The 19412-nt window shown below is 47.2% G+C and carries 16 protein-coding genes; 4 read left to right on the top strand and 12 right to left on the bottom strand.

Annotated features, from left to right (window positions below; all coding sequences use genetic code 11):
* Window positions 1-4: 4 nt before the first annotated feature.
* The 11 genes from VLX91_13800 to motA form a co-directional block, all read right to left on the bottom strand.
* Complete coding sequence (locus tag VLX91_13800) at window positions 5-616, bottom strand: hypothetical protein (GenBank protein HUI31278.1); 612 nt, start codon at window positions 614-616, stop codon at window positions 5-7.
* Between the two features lie 491 nt (window positions 617-1107).
* Window positions 1108-1485 carry a hypothetical protein gene (locus VLX91_13805; protein HUI31279.1) on the bottom strand — a complete coding sequence of 126 codons (378 nt, stop codon included), beginning with the start codon at window positions 1483-1485 and terminating at the stop codon, window positions 1108-1110.
* A gap of 345 nt (window positions 1486-1830) precedes the next feature.
* Complete coding sequence (locus tag VLX91_13810; protein ID HUI31280.1) at window positions 1831-2619, bottom strand: hypothetical protein; 789 nt, start codon at window positions 2617-2619, stop codon at window positions 1831-1833.
* Between the two features lie 194 nt (window positions 2620-2813).
* Window positions 2814-4331: a PQQ-binding-like beta-propeller repeat protein gene (locus VLX91_13815; GenBank protein HUI31281.1), complete on the bottom strand. Its 1518-nt coding sequence runs from the start codon at window positions 4329-4331 to the stop codon at window positions 2814-2816.
* Between the two features lie 107 nt (window positions 4332-4438).
* Window positions 4439-5131 carry a FlgD immunoglobulin-like domain containing protein gene (locus tag VLX91_13820; GenBank protein HUI31282.1) on the bottom strand — a complete coding sequence of 231 codons (693 nt, stop codon included), beginning with the start codon at window positions 5129-5131 and terminating at the stop codon, window positions 4439-4441.
* A 29-nt stretch (window positions 5132-5160) separates the two neighbouring features.
* On the bottom strand, window positions 5161-6744 hold the full coding sequence (locus VLX91_13825) for a hypothetical protein (GenBank protein HUI31283.1): 1584 nt from the start codon (window positions 6742-6744) through the stop codon (window positions 5161-5163).
* Between the two features lie 15 nt (window positions 6745-6759).
* Complete coding sequence (locus VLX91_13830; GenBank protein HUI31284.1) at window positions 6760-8481, bottom strand: hypothetical protein; 1722 nt, start codon at window positions 8479-8481, stop codon at window positions 6760-6762.
* Window positions 8482-8566: 85 nt separating this feature from the next.
* Window positions 8567-9400: a hypothetical protein gene (locus VLX91_13835; GenBank protein HUI31285.1), complete on the bottom strand. Its 834-nt coding sequence runs from the start codon at window positions 9398-9400 to the stop codon at window positions 8567-8569.
* A 193-nt stretch (window positions 9401-9593) separates the two neighbouring features.
* The gene (locus VLX91_13840; GenBank protein HUI31286.1) at window positions 9594-12056 is read right to left on the bottom strand and encodes a M1 family metallopeptidase; all 2463 of its coding nucleotides are present in this window, start codon (window positions 12054-12056) and stop codon (window positions 9594-9596) included.
* Between the two features lie 113 nt (window positions 12057-12169).
* The gene (locus VLX91_13845; GenBank protein ID HUI31287.1) at window positions 12170-13003 is read right to left on the bottom strand and encodes a flagellar motor protein MotB; all 834 of its coding nucleotides are present in this window, start codon (window positions 13001-13003) and stop codon (window positions 12170-12172) included.
* Entirely contained in the window at window positions 13003-13890 is an 888-nt protein-coding gene (gene motA, locus VLX91_13850; GenBank protein ID HUI31288.1) for a flagellar motor stator protein MotA, read from the bottom strand. Before motA ends, VLX91_13845 begins: the two co-directional genes overlap by 1 nt.
* Before the next feature lie 160 nt (window positions 13891-14050).
* Here motA and VLX91_13855 point away from each other — a divergent pair, with 160 nt between their 5' ends.
* From VLX91_13855 to VLX91_13870, 4 genes are all read left to right on the top strand, one after another.
* Complete coding sequence (locus VLX91_13855; GenBank protein ID HUI31289.1) at window positions 14051-15034, top strand: DUF6600 domain-containing protein; 984 nt, start codon at window positions 14051-14053, stop codon at window positions 15032-15034.
* Between the two features lie 108 nt (window positions 15035-15142).
* The gene (locus VLX91_13860) at window positions 15143-15814 is read left to right on the top strand and encodes a response regulator transcription factor (GenBank protein ID HUI31290.1); all 672 of its coding nucleotides are present in this window, start codon (window positions 15143-15145) and stop codon (window positions 15812-15814) included.
* On the top strand, window positions 15814-17313 hold the full coding sequence (locus VLX91_13865) for an ATP-binding protein (GenBank protein HUI31291.1): 1500 nt from the start codon (window positions 15814-15816) through the stop codon (window positions 17311-17313). Before VLX91_13860 ends, VLX91_13865 begins: the two co-directional genes overlap by 1 nt.
* Before the next feature lie 130 nt (window positions 17314-17443).
* Complete coding sequence (locus VLX91_13870; GenBank protein ID HUI31292.1) at window positions 17444-17683, top strand: hypothetical protein; 240 nt, start codon at window positions 17444-17446, stop codon at window positions 17681-17683.
* A 158-nt stretch (window positions 17684-17841) separates the two neighbouring features.
* Here VLX91_13870 and VLX91_13875 read toward each other — a convergent pair whose 3' ends face one another.
* Window positions 17842-19233 (bottom strand): aspartate ammonia-lyase, encoded by a 1392-nt coding sequence (locus VLX91_13875; protein ID HUI31293.1) that lies wholly within the window; start codon window positions 19231-19233, stop codon window positions 17842-17844.
* Window positions 19234-19412 lie beyond the last annotated feature (179 nt).

A 19412-nucleotide genomic window follows, 5' to 3' on the forward strand; every position in this document is an offset into this window, starting at 1 on the left:
CGCCTCAATCTGCGCTTAGTTGTATCCCCACTCCGAAGCTCCATAAGTGCAGCGAGGAAGAATTCGGAAAATACTGGTAATCTATTTCCGGGAAAAGTTTTGTCTTCACTATCGGCACCGCAACTCCAAATGCTGCTGAACGAGAATTATTGATAGAAGCCGCGAAGGTCGCGATGCCACTGTTATCCAGAAAGTTAAGATCGCTGCTAAATCTTCCTACCGCATGGTAAAAAGAATAGTTAACATAAGGTTCGATCACATTAATATTTTTGCTGACAGTAACCCCGTACTTTGCATAAGAATACTCGCCGATAAGACCGGCATAACTGAAATTAAGACTGGCATCAAAAGCATCAAACGATCTCGGGTTCATCTGCCAACGCAACGAGCCTTCAAGAAATTTAACAGGATACCAGCGCATACTGGTTTCAAGTCTTAGCGGCAAACCGAAAGCTAATCCGACTGAAGGCACAAACGAGATCGGAAAATCTTTGGTGACACCTACCCGCACACGATTGCCATCTGAAGCGGTGTTAAGAATATAATCTGCGCCAAGCCTAGCCACTTCCTCGCCGGGTTCGAGCGTTCTTCCAGTGGTGTAATTGCTCGTAGCCATACATCCGCAGAAATTTTCTACCGGCAAAACGAGGAACAAGATAGAAAAAATAATATTTCCCTTTAATAATAACACTGGAATTTTTTTCATATCACAAGTTAGCTCGGCCCTATCTTTTTTGTCAATGTCGACGCACCATTGTCACATGTCCCATCTTATTTCACGCCACGACAGAATATATATATGGAGCCGTAAAGCACATGCCGAGAAGAAGAATGTAGAATAATGTATGGAGCTTTAAGGCACATGTCAAGGAAAAGTGAGCGCCCCCGCTGTGCGGGATCTTCGACTTGCGCCATCTCCCGTCAAAATATTTTTATGTCGGGATCCCGCAAGGCGGTGACCGCATATGCTATTTTAATAATAATGAGCGGGAAGGGTAGAATAAATTTGCGGAGGTTTGAGAAGAAACAAACTCAGCGAGGATTTCAAGATTTGATTTGCCGGTTGATTCCCGTGCAGGAGGTTCCCGAAGGGATGCCCACTATCGGCTACTCGAACAACCTCGGCGCCCAAATGGGGAACATGAACGTCCAGCCGAAATAAGATGTGAGGAGGAGGTGGATCGCTAGATACAGGGCGACGGCAAGGATCCAGTAAAGCAGGAGCTTCGGCACGGTGGGATTGAAAAAGAGGTACGAGAGGAGGATCTGCACAATCGGCAGGAGGGAGTACGATATCATATCCGACCAGTGGAATACCGAAATGAAAAGTTTACCAAGAAGGTAGGCAAATGCAGCGATCTCGAGCGCCTGCAAATACGGCAGCGGATGGATGCGCAGGATGAGTCCCGCGGAAACGATGATCGTTACGGCCATTGCGACGATTGAAATGAGAATGGCGACCGGGAAGGAAAGGGACATGTCCATTGTTTCTCCTCTTGTTTTGTCCTGCTAGATCTCTACGTCTTTTAGGTGTACACTATCCAAAATTAATTAACCGCCATGCATCGGCAAAACGTTCCCGCCAATAAGCGGCGGGCAGGCAGACAGTGAGAATGCTGTATGCAATTTGTCATTCCGACCGAATGAGTCCCGAATAATTCGGGACGAATGAGTGGAGGAATCTACCATCAACTAAATCCACATTTTCCGAATGGATCCCTTCGGGGCAGGAGTCTTATATGAGATTCCTCTGCTCCGGAGGCGCATCAGCCTTTGGCTGAGATTCTCCGCCTACGGCGTGTCCGGTTCTACAGCAAACCTATTGACTTATTAATTACCAACCGGCTTCTGCTTGAAATCAAATTTGATCAGCGTTGAATCGATGGGAACTATCAGCTTAAATGCCTGGAGATTGGGATCCACGGGAAAACAAATCTTTCCGCCTATGGCAGTATTTGGAAACAGAGTCGTTTTCCTCAAGGTGGCATTCTGCCAATAGTCTCGTTCTTTATTCAACCGATCTATCGTCGAGCTATATGTAATCTGGTTATCAGCTTCCGAATTCTCCAATGATTGCCGATTTTGATCTTCTTGTTTCTGTTGGGCTTCTGTCTTGTCTTTACCTATCGTGGCTACGTCGCCGACTAATTGAAGCAGTGCTGCCGCCGCATTGAGATTGTTGTTCGTCGAGTATGTGGCGTTTGCCTGTGCAGCCTGTTGGTCGATTCCTGCCAATTGCCTCTCGGGATTAATCGCATAAGTTGTATCGGTGTATCTTACCGTATCAAATACGTACGCGCCATGAACCATGTCATACCTGTCAACCATCCCGCGCTCATATGTTCCATAAAAATAGATGTTCTCAGGAGCCACCAGGACTGTGTCGGGTCCTTGATTCCCGACCACCATATAAAAGGTCATGGTCCTGCCTAATTCATTTTCAAATGCGACGGAAACCGAGATGCTGTCTTTTGACCCGGTCTGAAATTCCTCCCCCGAATACCAGACGGTGTTATTTGAGACTGGGTCCGCACGAAAAATGGTCTCCGGCATGGCGATACAACCCGCTAAATACGTGGAAAGTGCAATTGATGCTCCGATCAACAACGACGTTCTCATACAACCTCCTTTATGAGCTTCATGGTATTTGACGAGGAACGTCGGCGTTGGTTCAGCCGCTCCTCGGAGTCAAAACTAGAATCCACTATTGCTGGAGGGTCGATTGTACCAGGTTATCGTGAGATCAAAATGGATCGGCTTTCAGTCGTCTAAGAAACAGCGACCATCCGTGAAACGGCCCCTGCAATACAGCTTTATAATCCGTACGCCGTCAAGTGTCCGGATTCATCCGTGATATATAAGACACCGTTGTCGACTATCGGGCTTTCCCAGTGGATTTTTCCAAGATGTTCATCACGCCATAAGATTTTTCCGCTCACCGGATCGATAGCGCGGATGCTGCCGCTGACGGCACAATACAAAACGCCGTTTGCAATAATCGGCGAGCTGCTGCCATCCGATTGTTTCCAGACAAGTTTTAGACCCGGCGTCCCCTCCGCATCAACCTGCAATCGATATGCAGCGAGTCCGAAATATGTTCCGACAAAGATCCATGATGCTTTGTCCTGCGGATCCACCCAGACTGCAGGCGCGGTGAAAACCATTTCGCCCGATGGAATATCCACGAGCCTGCCGATTTCTCCGCCGACATTACCGGCACCTCCGCGCCCGCTCAGGTCTGAGAGATTAATCAGACGCAGGACTTTGTCCTTCCCGCCCTGTACTGCAAGATGTTTGACGGAACAGTTGTCCGGCGTGGGAATTATCGCCGGCGCCGTGCTGCCAAGATCCAGGTCCTCCCTGTCCAAATCTTCAAAATTCGTCGGCGTATAACTGTCGACGGGATTGCCATCGCTCCCTGTCCCGTCAGGATTTAATGAAAAAACCGTGTCTCCCCAATTATGATCCTTCGGATCAAAGGGGCCATTTCCCGTGGCCATATATATTTTATCCAGCGTTGCATCATACACGACGCCGGCCCTCGCCCATATCGCAGTTTGAACTGCAGGCCAATCGGGCGTACCGGGGCGTTCCACGAAGTGAACATTTTGATCGCTGCCGTTCGCATCAAAGACGTGCTGTGTACCATCATGCAAGTTGATCGTGGTTAGATGTCCTTGATAATCCCCGTGGTCGCCCAGGTATCCGCCGTTGGCGACGTAAAGATAAGAGCTGTCGTCTTTTGCGGTTGCGACGGCAAGTGCGGACGAGCCTTTTTCATCGAAGGGCTTGAGAGTACATAACTCCGGCCATCCGCCGTTCTTTGTTTCCTCTCCGTCGGTGATGCGATACTTATGGACGTACCCATCAAGCCCGTAACTATAAACAAACGTTCGATCAGGGTCGATGGCAGGAGAGGACGTCGTATAAGTTGGATTCGATCTGTTGTTTATTCGATAATTGCCAGTGCCATATTGATGGGACCAGATCACGTCACCGCTCGCTGCATTGAGCGCTATGATGTGACCGTCTTTGGCAGTCACAAAAATCATATCCAACTTCCCTCCCGGAGTTTGGACATCACTTAGGTAGGCGGGCGCACCGTCTGCAACGGACGGCAGCGATATTTTGAAGAGCTGATGCAAGCTTCCGACGTTTTGGCGAGTGATTTTGGTTTCTTTAGTGTCATTTCCACTGTGTTGTGGATCGAAATTAAATTGCGGCCAATCATAATTCTGGCATCTGGAGGGTTGGGGAACGAAAAAAATCAGAAAAGCTATCGAAAGAAATACTTTTACAGGATGACTCCTGAGTCTATTGACACTGTCCATGACGATCTCCTTTGGAAGGTAAACAACGGCGAGAAAATAAAGATTCCAAAACGGAGAACCGGCAGCATTCACTAATCAGGTAATTGCTGACCGTCGGTGAGTGATGGCTATTTAACCATCAACATTTTCTTGACCTTGCTCCACTTATCCGTGCTGATCCGGTAAAAATAAACACCCGACGAAACGATCGCACCATTTTTATTTGTACCGTTCCATGTCAGCTCAGTGTAACCGGCAGGATAATCTGCATCTGCCACCTGCGTGACTTCCCGGCCGACGATGTCATAGATGATGAGCTTTACGTGCGATGCTTTCGGAAGCTCAAATGCAATCTTTGTCGACGGATTGAACGGATTTGGAAAGTTGTTGTAAAGCTTATAATCCTTCGGCGCTCCCACGGCGATTTTTATTTCCTTCGTCCAACTTTGACCATCTGCAGTACTTATTGTCGCCGACAAAGTCGTGTCCTTCCCTACAGGAGCTTTCTTATCAACAGAGAATGTAAACCCGGCGTCACCGGAAGCATTTGCCGAAATGCTTTTTATAGTTGCGGTGCTCTCCTTGAATTTCAGCCAGGACGGAAATTTGTTGAACGCGACGGACACATTCTTCGCCTCAGTGCTGGAATTGTTTTGTATGCTGAGCGAGATCGTGTTGTCCGATGAGGCGAATGGGATTTGCCAGACCTGTCCCGAACTTTGTTGAGGGATCTGTCCCACGGCATCCGTTTTGCCAGGCTTTGCCGGTTGGGCAAAGGCACCTCCTACGATCAGCGATGGAAAAATTAAAATGCATTTCATCTAACTTCTTCCTCCCTTTCTTTTGGCTCCTAATTCTTACCTCTTCCTTCCGGCAGCTTGTCTATTAAATACTCTGCATTATATTTCAGTAGCGCATAAGCCTCGCTTGTCATGATCGGATTCTGCTTTCTATCTTCCAGCTTCTTGGTCAGATTATTCAACAGTTCTACTTCCATCACAAATATCTGCAAGTCTCTCTTTGCACCCACAGAATCTCGCTTCGAAAGTTCTGTCTTTGCTCTGTCCAATCTTCTATCCAATACTTCGACTATTCCATTATTCCAATCGCGGTCGAAGTCCCAGTCATTAGTCGGATTCCATTTGCCAAACTTTTCGAAGTCACCTTTCTTATACCAGTCTCTGCCGTTCATTATTTCGTCACAGTCCTGTTTGTGAGTTTTGTCCTCCTTCAGCCAGCCAAGTGTGACGGATTGGTGCTTGTAGGAAATGAGGGTGTCGAGAATTGTCTTAAGGTCTAATGAATCCAAGAAATTGGAATTGCCAATCGTTTTTCCGGATATAGAGTTCGTTCGCATATCATTTAAGAATAGTTCGTCGGAGGTCAATTCAGATTCGTTCTGAAATACGGGTGGGATACGATCTCCTTGCAAATGATAGTTGACAATCACAGGGTTATCTTCTCCTGAAAGCACAAAATCATCTTTCGTTTGACCTTGAAGAACCATTGCATTAGGGTACCCTCCCACGACCCATTCGGCAATTGGATGGTTGCTCCACGGGATAAATGTCCAATTCGTCGGATCCGAATGACCGGTCCAATCTGACACACCTTCCAAAAAAACATCTAAAACAGCTTGTCGGCTGTCATTACTATTGAATACAGAGTAAATGTATCTGAATCCATCTCTCTCTCTGTCAACTTTTACCGATAGCGAGGCGTTCATTAGGTTGGCGGGAAGAAAACAGCTCTGGGTGACTTTGGTTGGAACAGATGACTCAGTGTATTTCGAGCCGTTCCAATCGTACTCGACCATTATTGTTGAATCACTCGAATGTTGAGAGGACAATATCTCCGACACCTTGCTATTATTAAGATTGGTGGCTTCAAAATAGCTGCTTAGACCGTTAATAGAAGATCGGCCGGTTTGCGGGTCAAAGTCATTTATTATTCTTCCGGTACCGCCATTCCAATTGATTATCCACAGGTCGACTTGATCGCCCATTGTCCCAGCTTGATCCCAGGTCGAAAGAATATCAATTGTGCCGTCTCCCAGTAAGTCGATGGTTCCTATGATCTCCTGCAAATAGCCACTTATAATCGGTTCGGACATCCATCGCACAGCACCATTTTGGTATATACCGACTATGCTGCTGTCCTCATAGTCAGGGGGACGCACGGCGTTGAAAATCAATGCGCCCTTTAATAAATGTCTTGGGTCACAAAAATCAGCATATCCGCTGTACGAAACTCTACCGATCAAAGTATCGACTGCTACTACATATAGCTCATAACCACTGCCGTATCGCGTCTGAATTAACTGCGCAATTTTATCCGTTGCTTGTTTAGAGTATTCTCCATTCGATCGAGTGTTTTGCCCATAGGAGACTTCTGCGATAAAAAAAAGACCGATTAACAAGATTTTCTTTGACATGACTGAAGCCCTTTCTTAATTACTAGGATCAAACATTCTAGCGTTGGTCAATACAATAGATCCGTAGCCACTCCCTTGGTTATAGTACACATATCCTTCCCTAAATGTCTCTTCAAAGCCGAGTTGCCATTTCCCTATGTCATAATTATTTTTCGTCTTACTTAAGACCTTCACGACATTATGCTTAATGAATTTACAAGCTATCGGAAAGTGATTATTCTCATCATCAAGATTTTCAGGCGCATTAGTATTATCTTGAGGATAACCGCAGTATGACATTATGGCAGTAGTATAAAGAACCTGCAAGAAGCCATAAGAAGCCCCTTTCCTGGTTTGAGCCCATTGTGCATAATTCGCTCTGAGGAAATCCTTCATGTCAGCATTCGCAAAAGCGACGGCCTGAGACGGATTTATTTTGTACATGCTCCGATACTTCTTGACCAGCGCGTACCAATATAACCGGACTTGATCTGGCGCTCCCAGTGCATTAAAGTCTTTCGACAACCCGACCCCTTGGTAGTAACTCTTGTAATTATCAGCCACATAATCTCCAATTCGCGTGGGCGTGTTAGGATAAGCGTTCTGTTGAGAGAAACTCAGGATCGGGCGGACATTTTGATGTGAGGTCGGAACTGCTGTCCCAACTCCCATTGGATTTGGCGTTCCTGTACCTGTAACCCAATACGGCTGAGACATGTAACTGGAGGCCCACGTATCAGCCCTGGATCTTAAGTCCTGCCATGGCTCATAACGATATGTAGGCCAAACACTCTGGTTCTCTACATGAGCCTCACGAAGTATTTCGCTCTTCAGAAGTTGAGGCGGAATTCCATATTGTCCTCCCCATCTAATGCAGAGCGAGTCGATGCTAATATGTGCATTGCGGATGTCAAGAGCGGGGTCATAAGATGGGCTTTGTCCTGCCGTCAATAGGGCTCCCGGTTTCTTCACCTCTATAACAATTGAACCGGACCGTCCATCAGAAGTGTGCGCAGTCAATTTTGTCTTGAAAGTCTTGCCTTGCTCCCAATATCTCCCCACGAGTCTTATCATTCCATCGGGCAATTTTTCCATTTGCTGAAATTGCGTTCCATCATATTTGGGCCACTTATATTCCCAATATACCGGATTCTTTTCACTGCCACCAGCAGCGACAGGATCATTAAATTTCGCGCTGGCAATACCTCCATCGCCAAGCGCAGGCGGCTCAGTCTTCGTTTCTTTGATGATGAGATTGCCTGAATTATGGGGATCCGGCGTTGCGTAGTAGTATTTCGTCTCGCCAAGTAATATGATATGAGGCTTAATCACCTCATAGCCGATCCCATAGTAACCCGATGAAAAGTTAGGCGCATCGGAGACCGACTTGCGGTGAACTGGTAATATATTCACCTTCTTTGCCGGAGGGTTGATAGATGTATTTTTGAGATTTGCATCAACCGTTGTGCCTCCCGCTTTCCTGTTTTGCCCGGAATTCTCTTTTACACCCGGCACCGTTGAGCAAGGTACCTCCTGCTCCCAGCCCACTCTAACCCCGACTATCTCTGAGTCTGCACTTATGCTGTCGACTGCTATGAACTGCAACGGCTGAGGTCTTCGCGCAAAGTATTGTGAGGTATCACCCTGCGACAGAATCGTTCCATATGCGTTCCCGCTGTCTATCCCTACTTCAAAGAATTGATCCGGCGTGAAATCCGTTATCGTACCGTCGGGGTTCTGATTCTTTACGACTATCATCGCAGTATCGCCCGGTGAAATCTCGGACGGAACGAGACCGACGACTACCGGTGAAGTTTCGGTATAGAAGACCTCGATCAGTGCGTTATTGTTGTCCTCCGGTCGGCGGTTTATAATGCTGTAGATAAGAGGTCAGGGTGTAAGTATAGTCGGTTGGAAAAGGGTAGCAGTAATAAATGATGAGACCATAGGTGGTGTAGTCTTCTGCCAGAGCTATGAAACCCCTTACTTGGTCTGGATAAAATTTTTGGCCATTGCTACCAGGAATGTCAGCGTGATAACCCAAACATGGAAGAATGTTCTTTGTTGGTAATGCGGCTTGGACAGCTCTCATAAACACCGCATAATGGGATGAATCAGCAGCGTAGTTGTATGGGAGAATCCCGTCAACATTCTGATAGAACCCGGGGTTTTCTTGCATCAGTGTCAAGTTCCATTCTCCGGTGATAAGCTGATCACCATATACCGCATGCACGAGGGATGCTACATAGTCTATGTTGGGTTTCGTGATTACCTTTCCTGAATCTTGATCGGACTGTGCATCATCTACGTAAAACAACCCCACCCCGTTTGCCTGCCCGAAGGCAATCTCCGAAGCAACGCTAGCCCAATTGCCGGCCACAACTGAATCACGGCTTATCAAACCAATGATGTAAACATACCTCCCAGCCTTGGCCCTATTAAAGTTGAGTCTGTCATCTTGTTCTAATGGAGTGATTATACCGGCCCAGCCATATCCCGAAGGGCCCATAGAGGTTATCAGCGAACCGTCCATGCCGAAATTTCCGAAGGGTTGTGGCATCTTTGCATAAAGAATTTCATGTTCGTGATTAGGACTAACAATTTCCATGCGGTTCTTGCTACATCCGAACCACACGAACAGAATAGCAACTCCCAACACAGCAAATAAAGCTTTCATAAAAGCCTCCTTAAATTGTGATGGTCACTGTTGTTTGGTACCAAAAACGTGAATCTTTGTGCTTTGGGCTCCCTGTTTTTTTCCGCCCTCTGGCAATTGGGTTGTATACTTAAATTTTAATACACCACGGAGTGAATGTCAAGAAGAAAATGAAATCAATCGTGCCTCACATTCCCTCTAATCTATTAATCCCCTATTCCCCCTTTTCTCTTCTGCTCAGCGATTCAATAGCTCTCCTCGCGGCCTCTTTCAGTCGCCCGTCTGTCTCAAGCTTTTCTCGCTCCTGCAGCAAAGGAATAACACTCTTATCGCCAATCCTTCCGAGCGAACTTATCGCGATCATTCGCGCCCAGATATACGGATCACTCAGATACTTTTTGAGGAGGCCGAGTGTTTCTTCACTTTTCGGTTCAAGCTCCGCGATCTCATTTATCGCCCGCACCCGGAGCGATTGCGGCTGGCCATATTTTGAAAACGCGACCGCCTTATCGTACGCTCTTGAAGAATCCATCATCGCAAGAGAGGAAAGTGCCGCAATTTTTATGACTTCTTCGTAGGAATCCTGGACCAGAGCATTCTCAATTATTGCGGCCGCTTTCTTGCCTTCGATTGATGAAAGTGCCTTGACGGCGGCGGCCCTGACAAAATAATTCCTCTTGACCTTGTACAAATTCTCAAGAGCAGCCGTAACATTTATATCTTTGTATTTAGAAATCTCATTTATCGCCTCTTCCTGTACCCGCGGGTCTCCATCCTCAATCGCGCCCTCAACAGCTCGCTCGACTTTTTCATCATCAAAAGACGATAACGCTTGTACGCATTCGAGTCGAACTCCCCAGAAAGAGTCATTCCTTAGTCCCTCGATCAAAGCATTCTCGGCCTCGGCTGCGCTTTTATCGCCTCCCGCTGACTGAGCTTTAGAAAGCTCTCCGGCTGCCCAAACTCTTCCGACCGCGCTCGGATCGTGCTTAAGCTGGTACGATAGTTCGTCAACCGATTTTTGGAAATTTAATTCCTTAAGGACATGATCCCCTTCGTCAAAATTTACCATCAATGGTTTTTCTGCAACACCTAACGAGTAAGTATCATTAAGTGAATCCACCCAGATCGTCCTCAATATATTTTGCTGCGGAGTAACGATATAAATATCGACAGGCATCCTGTAAACCGGAGTTACGCTGTCCACTTCCTGGGTTTGCGCAACATGGAGCGTAAGCAAGTGCAAGCTGTCGCTATAATCGTAGCTCACATCGAAGTCGGGATGGCCGCCATTGTAAAGCCATTCGTCGAAGAACCAATCAAGATTATATCCGGTTGCTTCACGGACAGCGTTTGCAAAATCATGGGTGTCGACATTCCTATGCTGAAATTCATGAACGTAATATTTTATAGCCTTGAAAAATAGTTGGTCTCCGAGAATCCCACGGAGCATGTGCAAAATGTCCGCACCGCGAGGATAGATATATACACTGAAAAGATCGACGGGATCGTTGTAACGATCATAAACAGTCGGGCGTCTCTCATTATGATCGGCGTTGACCACTTCCCGTTGATCGCGGTAGATCTCGTAATTGAACTCATTCTCTCCAAAAGCATGTTCGCTGTAAAGCGCTTCGAAATATGTCGCGAACCCTTCATTGAGCCACGCATCTGCCCACGACCTGCATGTCAGCAGATCGCCGAACCACTGATGTGCTGTCTCATGCGAAATCAGGTCGGTGCTGGTGACCTGCGGCTCTGCATCGGGACTGTGCATTGTATTGTCCGTCAACGTAATTGCGGATACATTTTCCATTCCGCCGAACGTGAAATCCGTAACCGCGGCGAGAGAGAGTTTTTGCCACGGATAATTGTAACCCGTAACGTCGGAGAGAAATTTTAATATGTCCGGCGTATGAGAGAAATTTTCACTTGCGTACCTTGCGTATTCAGGTGCGACATAATAATAAATTGGAACGACGCCATAATGGTCATCGACTACAGAATATTTTCCTGCCACGATCGAGATCAAATAAACAACGTGGGGTTTACTTTCGACCCACTTAAACGTTTTAGTTTTGTCTTTCCTATCCGGGGCGACTTTTTCCATTATGCCGTTCGAAACGGCAGTCCAATCTTCCGGCACCGTCACCGTGACGGAACTTGTCAAGAAATCGTCCGGGTAATCATGGCACGGGAACCAGTATCTCGCGTCCTCCATCTCGCTCTGGCTCCAGACCTGCGGGGTGCGGTCCGGGTATGCACTGTCGGCCTGCACGAAGAATATTCCTTTCTTCGGAAAAGCAGAATATGTAATGGTACAGGTGAGAGTATCTTCAAGGACGCAGCTTCTGCGGAGACCGATCGATAGGATATTTCCGTCGTATCTGAATCCGAGCGGCCTGCCGTTCATCGTAACTGTTTCTATCGCCATATCCACCGCATCGAGGCGTATGGTATCGAAATTTGAACGAAGCGGCACAATCTTCTCGACCGCAATTCCGAAGATTTCTTTCTTCTGCAAATCAAACTTCAAATTGAGATCGATATTTACTGCGTGGAATTCTCTATCGGGCGCATGATGGATGGGAGGGAGATTTTCCTGACCGCACGCTGTGGAAATTATAAATGGAATTGATACGACCGCCGACAACAATAAAGACATTGACTTTTTCAAAACCGATCCTCCCTATTTGAAAAGTCAATATAACAGCACCCGCAGATAAATACTAAGTTGGAAATTTGGAACTTGAACGTCTGGATTTCTTTAAGCCCGGATTTCCACTTATACTATCCACCAATTCTTAATGTATCCGATATAGATTTCACCACGGCGGTGCTGTCGTTCAGGAACGGGGTAACAAGAATGCTGACTCTGCGGTTTGAAAAGTCAAAAGGATTCTCCGGATCGCGCAGGCGCCTGTCTGCGTACCCGCGCACCTCGAGGATCTGATCCTTTTTCAGACCTCCGCTGTCTAAAATTTTCCTCGCCGCATTCGCACGGTCCGTGCTCAACTCCCAGTTTGTATAGTCGGTGCGCACGTACGGTCTCGCATCCGTATATCCTTCAATTATGATTTTGTTCGGCATGTTCGACAACTCTTTCGCAATCCTTTCAAGGAGCACAACAGTCGTGGACTTTAACGTTGCACTCCCGACATCGAAGAAGAGCCCTTCGGAATTTTCTATGAGCTCGATTCGCAGCCCTTCCTTTGACACAGTTATTTTGATCTGGTCGGCAAACTTTTTAAACGCGATCGTCGAATCTATAATTTCCTGGAGTCTTCTGCTTTCGCGAATTAGAGACTGGATTTCGGCCGACTGATCATCCAAGGGGATGCCGATTTTCGATTCGCTGCTATTTTCCGCAGGCACAAGACCGCCTGACAATGCCCCCGATCTGGTCTTCTCGTTAAATGCGCCGGGATCTTTGAAATACTCCGCGACGAATTGTTTCACCTGTTTGCTCTGCCCGATGATCCAGAGAACAATAAAGAGCGACATCATCGCGGTCACGAAATCGGCATATGCAACTTTCCATGCGCCACCGTGTTGACCATGATGGACATTTTTCTTTTTGATTATATTGACCGGCAGCGCGTCGCCGTTCTCGTTCTTAGCCACTACTTCGTGCCCCCGGCCACAGAAGACTTTGCCGCAGGCATGCCCTTCAGCGCGTTTTCCATTTCCTTGAATGACGGTCGATAATCCTGGAATATCGTCCTTCTCGCAAACTCAACCGCAATCAGGGGCTGCATTCCTTTCGCGAAGGCCACGACCCCGGCTTTGATGGCCTCGAACATTCTAGCTTCTTCTTCAGCCAACACATCGATGTTGGTGGCAATCGGCTGGACAAAACCGTAAGAGAGGAAAACTCCGAGAAATGTACCGACGAGAGCGGCGGCAACCTTGTGGCCGATTTCCTGCGGCGGGCCATCAATCGCTTGCATCGTAATTACAATTCCTAAGACTGCAGCCACAATTCCTAATCCGGGCATCGAATCTCCGATCTTCTGCAGTATCATTCCCGGCTTAGATCCTTCTTGATGATGCGTCTCGATGTCAGCGTCCATCAATCCTTCCAGATCAAACGGCTCTGCTCCGCCGACAATGAGGAGCCGCATCGTATCGGTCAAGAAATGCAAAATGTGCTTGTCGTTAGTGATGCCCTGATACTTTGCAAATATCTTGCTCTTTTCAGGGCTTTCGATGTGCTGTTCAAGTCCGATCACGCCGTCCTTTTGCCCCACTTGAAAAAGCTCATACATGAGCTTGAGCAAACCAAGATAAGTGCTTGTGTCGACCTTTACGCCTTTGATTGAGATAGAAATTCTCTTGAAAATTTTTCCCAGCAGTTTCCCGGGAGTGGATATCAAAAGTGCGCCGGCAGAGGCACCGATAATTATCATGAACTCTGCATATTGCATTAAGACCAGAAATGGTCCGCCTTCGATCGCAAAACCTCCGAGTACGGCGACCAAGACGATCACAATTCCTATAATGACAAACACTCAAACTCTCACTTTTTGTGGTTTCACCCTATTTTTCGGAATTTTTCCCCGCAACTTTAAAACTTGAGAGACCCAAATTAAAAATCATTAAGCATCCATTTCGCTTAAACATTGATCGGTAGCAATACGTTATATTTGGTAAAAAGTATTGGAGGTCGAGATGAAAAACATTTCAATTGCAATGGTGATCGCCTCGGCTCTGCTCTTCTTACCGCAGAAATCAAATGGTCAGGAATTATCATTCCAGGTATTTTACCATTCACTATCTCCCTACGGAGAATGGGTAACTGTCGGAGATTACGGTATGTGCTGGAGGCCGGTCGGGGTTCCTATCGGCTGGCGTCCCTACGTTGACGGGCACTGGATTTGGACTGAATATGGCTGGACATGGGTTTCCGATTACGACTGGGGGTGGGCGCCGTTCCACTATGGCAGGTGGACTTTCGATCCAGAATATGGATGGGTCTGGATACCCGGTTATGTCTGGGCCCCTGCGTGGGTCGAATGGCGATGGGGTGGAGGTTATGCCGGTTGGGCACCGATGCCGCCGGGATTTCATTATAGAGTGGACGTCGTGGTCGGTCCGGATTATAATGACTTCGGTGTTGGAATAGCCAGCTGGAATTTTATCCGCGCAGAGGAAATAGGAAGACCTCGATATGGATATATAGAAAGAGAAGCTGTGCCGCGACTCATAGGTACCACGCGGAATGTGACCCGATATAGATTCACTTCCAACGGCGTTTACAATACCGGTATGCCGAAGGGACAGGTTGAACATGTAGTGCGTCATCGAATTGAGACTGTAGATATTGTTCACACCACTGATCCCGGCAGGACACGCGTGGAAGGAAACCATATCCTCGTTTATTCTCCTGCACCGGTCGTGCCGCGAGTAAGAAATGAGGGACCAGTAGTTCGACGAGAGATTCAGCCGAGAAATGTTCACCAGTATCCGCCGCATTCTCGGAACAATCCGCGGCCTGAGTCTCGGCCGAGAGTCCGAAGCGAAAGAGTACCTCCCGCGTATCACCCTGACAGGCCGGTGCGGAACGAAAACCGGCCCAACACCCAGCCAAGACAAAAAGAAAAGGACAACAATAGCGGTCGACAGAGAGACAGCGGCCGGGCAAGACCACGTTAGACCGATATCATCGAAAGACTTGCTAATGTTTTCAGCCCGTTCTCCATGATGGACGGGCTTTTTTATCCATCTGACTTTGTACAGCTTTATTTTGTAAATTAAGTCGCTATGAACATGCTTGTGATCGAAGACGAAAGAAAAGTTTCCCGATTTCTTAAACTCGGTCTTGAAGGAGAAAATCATATCGTGGATACGGCTTATGACGGCGAGACCGGAGAAAAACTTGCACTTGACGGCAAGTATGACGTCATAGTCCTCGACTTGATGCTTCCTAAGAAATCCGGGATCGATGTTTTGAGATCCCTCCGAGTCAACGGCGTCTCTACCCCGATATTAATCCTCACCGCAAAAGGGAGTTTAGAGGATAAAGTGGAAGGGCTCGACAAGGGGGCTGACGATTACTTGGTGAAGCCATTCGCATTTGCCGAGTTCATGGCGAGAGTCAGATCCCTCGGAAGAAGAAGCGGAGCCGAGAAGACGACGACACTCAAAGCGGCAGACCTCGAGCTTGACACCATCACGCGAAAAGCCCGGCGCGGCGGAAACGAAATAGAACTCACCAACCGGGAATTCGCGCTGCTCGAATATTTTATACGCAATGCCAACAGAGTTTTGACCCGAACAGTTATCTCCGAACATATCTGGGAATATGATTTCGATACGGGAACCAACATCGTGGAAGTTTACGTCAATAAACTGCGCAATAAAGTCGATTCCAAGTCCGAAAAGAAACTGATACAAACGATCAGGGGTGCGGGGTATATGCTGAAGGTCGACTGATGTTCAAATCCATAAGACTGAAGCTGACATTCTGGTACTCGATCGTTCTCGTTATTGCACTTTCTGCTTTTGGAGTGACGGCTTATTTTTACACAGGCGAAGATCTTACCCGTAATTTAGATATCTCTCTCAGAAGCGAGGCTGAATGGCTTCAAGAAATCCTGGAAGGGAGGCTTGAAAAAGAACACGCCGATGCAAGAAGCCTGCGTCAGGAATTTCTCAAATCCCAAGCTGAAGCAGACACCGGTTCTCAGGGCGAAGAACAAGGCGAGTCGGCCGAGGATTACGAAGTATGGAATAAAATCTACGAGCATTCGCTTTTGAATTCAAAAAAACAATTCATTTACATTTTCGATAGACGCGGAAGAACTTTCTATAAATCTTACAATCTAGGCCGTGACACCCTGCCTTCTCCTGAAAACCTTAGCCCTTATCACGTGTTGATTTCCGAGTTTAATTTAGGTGATCGCGCGGTTCGATTAGCCTCTCTAAACACAAAGTTCTACAGAATAAGAGTTGCTTATCCTGAAGACGAAATTACGGATGTCCTCCAAAATCTATTCTCGATATTCTTGCTCCTGATTCCCATAGTGTTTCTGATTTCCATAGTCGGCGGCTACTTTCTCGCCAAACAATCTTTGAAGCCAGTCGATGAGATCACCCAGACTGCAAGAAAAATTACGGCGACGAACCTCCAGGAACGCATTCACGTCATTAACCCACGCGACGAGATCGGCAGGCTAACAGAAACCCTCAACGACATGATTGAAAGACTGGGAGCCTCATTTGAAAAAGTTGCTCAATTCTCGATGGACGCTTCACATGAACTACGGACTCCTCTCACAATCATGCGAGGCGAAATAGAATTGGCCCTCCGTGAAATCCAGACGACAAATTCATACAGGGAAACACTCGCGAGTTTGCTCGAAGAGGTCGTCCGAATGACGAGTATTATCGACGGTCTTATTCTTATCGCAAAAGCGGACGCCGGCAATGTAAAACTGGAAAAGAAGCCCATAAGGCTCGATGTCTTAGTGAATGAGATAAAGGAAGATGCCGAGGTGCTCGCCGAAAGGAAACGAATTCGAATCTCGATTTCTAAGTTGGATGAGACAACAGTTCTCGGAGATGAGATAAGGCTTCGCCAATTAATGTTGAACTTGGTTGACAATGCGATCAAATACACTCCTCAAGGCGGCAAAGTTACGCTGTCTCTTGAACGAAGCAACGGTAGCGCCAGCTTCACGGTTGAGGATACCGGAGTGGGAATTTCTCCAGATGATTTAGCCAAAATCTTCGACAGATTCTACCGGGTGGATAAAAGCCGAAGCAGACTTCCTGACGGTCTCGGATTAGGATTATCTATTTCGAAATGGGTTGCCGAGACTCACGGTGGGAAACTGTCTGCGGAAAGCAAAATCGGGATCGGGAGCAAGTTCACCGTAATGCTTCCCGCGATGATTCCCGGCGCGGCGGACAGACCGGCACTCAACGGTTGACGCGTCAGCGCGCGACACAAGCAACCGCTGCTGAGGACAATTAAAGTTTTTTAATCGCGATTTAATTGCTTAGACACAATTCCGGGGATAAGTTTATTCAAAACAATAAACAACAAGGAGGATATATAAAATGAAAAAGCTCGTTGTGATGATTCTTATCGTTTCCTTTGCGGCTTTTGGCACAATTGCCATTGCCGGTGAAATCCCGACGAAAACAAAGAGCGATTCGACGATGACCAAAAAGATGACGGAAAAAAACTCTAAGAAGTCATCGAACAAAGGAAAGTGGTCAAAATCGAAAAAGATGACCGGGAAGAAAAAAACATCTGCAAAAAAAGACAACAATACGAGCGAACCGAAAGAGAAGTAACTTTTCTATAAAGGGAGCTACGGATGCCGAGCACCGGAGGGTGGAAGCGGCATCGAAAGCAGACTTTTTCTTTCAAAAGTCTCCGTCTTACGCGGAGACTTTTTTATTTATCGACGCAACTCGATCACGTCTTCGGCGCAACCATCACATCCAGACTATCAGTGCCTTCCGACCTCGGTTAATTTGTACGGATCCAAAATTTCGCCGAGAAGTTTTTCATCCAGAACTTTTTTCTCTACAAGGACGGCGCGAATGCTTTTGCCTTTCGCAACCGCTTCCTTCACGACTTCAGCAGCTTTAAGATAGCCGATATGCGGGGTGAGCGCTGTGACAATGCTGACGCTTTTCTCCGCGAATTCCCTGCAGACGGTCTCATCCGCTTCTATACCGTCGATACATTTCACGCGCAAAATATGCAAAGCGTTCCTGTAAATCTCGAGCGCGAATGTCAAATTAAACCCGATGACCGGCATCATCACGTTGAGCTCCAGCTGACCGGCTTGAGCCGCATATGCTACGGTTGTATCCAAGCCGATCACCTGATACGAAACCATGTTCACCATTTCGAGAATGCTCGGGTTCACTTTGCCCGGCATGATGGATGATCCGGGTTGAACCGCCGGGAGTTTTAGTTCGGCAAATCCCGTTCGAGGTCCGCTGCCGAGCAAGCGGAGATCGTTGGCAATTCTCGTGATATCGAGCGCGAGATTACGCAATGTCCCGCTTAACAAAACTGCTCCTGCCATGCTCTGCATCGCTTCGAAATAATTCTTAGCCGCCTTGAAATCAATTTCCGTCAACGAAGATAATTCCTTCACCATCATTTCTCGATATCCTGGATCAGCATTAACGCCCGTTCCGACAGCAGTCCCGCCGATACCTAGACAAGTCAAATCTTCTCTGCATGATTTGATCCTGTCGAAGTGTCCGCGAACGCACGCTGCATATCCTGAAAATTCCTGTCCGAGCCTGATCGGCGTAGCATCCTGGAGATGCGTTCTTCCCGACTTGATCACGTGATCAAACTCTTTCGTTTTCCTATCAAAGGCTTTTGCAAGTTCGTCCAGCACCGGCAAGAATTTGTCGATCAACAAAGTGGCCGAGATTCTAATGACTGCGGGTATCACGTCGTTCGTTGACTGGGCCATATTTACGTCGTCGTTTGCACTCACGACGGAATAGTCCCCGCGTTTACCTCCGAGAATCTCTATAGCGCGATTGGCTATAACTTCATTAGCGTTCATGTTGTGCGATGTGCCTGCGCCGGCCTGATAGACATCGACGACAAATTGATCCAAATTCTTACCGTCCAAAATCTCGTCACAAGCTTGAATGATGGCATCAGCTTTTCTTTTGTCGAGCAGATTCAATTTATTGTTCACGATCGCCGCTCCTTTTTTGACAAGAACGGTCGCCTTGATCCAATCGGGATGCGGCTTGATTCCGCTTACCGGAAAATTCTCAACTGCGCGCTGCGTCTGGACGCCGTAGTATGCATTGACCGGAACTCTCAACTCCCCCAAAGAGTCTTTTTCGATTCTATAATCCATATTTGTCCTCAATAATTCTTAATTCATTGCCGATACCATTTGCAGTTATTCTCTGCAATGGGCCATGATTAATTTAACCAAAGTATCTAAGCGGCTCAACTTCACCACGGAATATGTTTGTAGCTTGGTTATTGAACAGTCCGCCGTTATATTTCTAAAGCAAGAGCAAAATGGTGTGG

This window comes from Candidatus Acidiferrales bacterium (genome assembly GCA_035515795.1).
Classification (GTDB): domain Bacteria; phylum Bacteroidota; class Ignavibacteria; order Kryptoniales; family JAKASW01; genus JAKASW01.

Coding starts and splice junctions, on each gene's coding strand:
- VLX91_13810 (HUI31280.1), bottom strand. CDS start 2,619: ATGAGAACGTCGTTGTTGATCGGAGCATCAATTGCACTTTCCACGTAT.
- VLX91_13815 (HUI31281.1), bottom strand. CDS start 4,331: ATGGACAGTGTCAATAGACTCAGGAGTCATCCTGTAAAAGTATTTCTT.
- VLX91_13805 (HUI31279.1), bottom strand. CDS start 1,485: ATGGACATGTCCCTTTCCTTCCCGGTCGCCATTCTCATTTCAATCGTC.
- VLX91_13870 (HUI31292.1), top strand. CDS start 17,444: ATGAAAAAGCTCGTTGTGATGATTCTTATCGTTTCCTTTGCGGCTTTT.
- VLX91_13855 (HUI31289.1), top strand. CDS start 14,051: ATGAAAAACATTTCAATTGCAATGGTGATCGCCTCGGCTCTGCTCTTC.
- VLX91_13800 (HUI31278.1), bottom strand. CDS start 616: ATGGCTACGAGCAATTACACCACTGGAAGAACGCTCGAACCCGGCGAG.
- VLX91_13825 (HUI31283.1), bottom strand. CDS start 6,744: ATGTCAAAGAAAATCTTGTTAATCGGTCTTTTTTTTATCGCAGAAGTC.
- VLX91_13820 (HUI31282.1), bottom strand. CDS start 5,131: ATGAAATGCATTTTAATTTTTCCATCGCTGATCGTAGGAGGTGCCTTT.
- VLX91_13865 (HUI31291.1), top strand. CDS start 15,814: ATGTTCAAATCCATAAGACTGAAGCTGACATTCTGGTACTCGATCGTT.
- VLX91_13860 (HUI31290.1), top strand. CDS start 15,143: ATGAACATGCTTGTGATCGAAGACGAAAGAAAAGTTTCCCGATTTCTT.
- VLX91_13830 (HUI31284.1), bottom strand. CDS start 8,481: ATGATAGTCGTAAAGAATCAGAACCCCGACGGTACGATAACGGATTTC.
- VLX91_13835 (HUI31285.1), bottom strand. CDS start 9,400: ATGAAAGCTTTATTTGCTGTGTTGGGAGTTGCTATTCTGTTCGTGTGG.
- VLX91_13875 (HUI31293.1), bottom strand. CDS start 19,233: ATGGATTATAGAATCGAAAAAGACTCTTTGGGGGAGTTGAGAGTTCCG.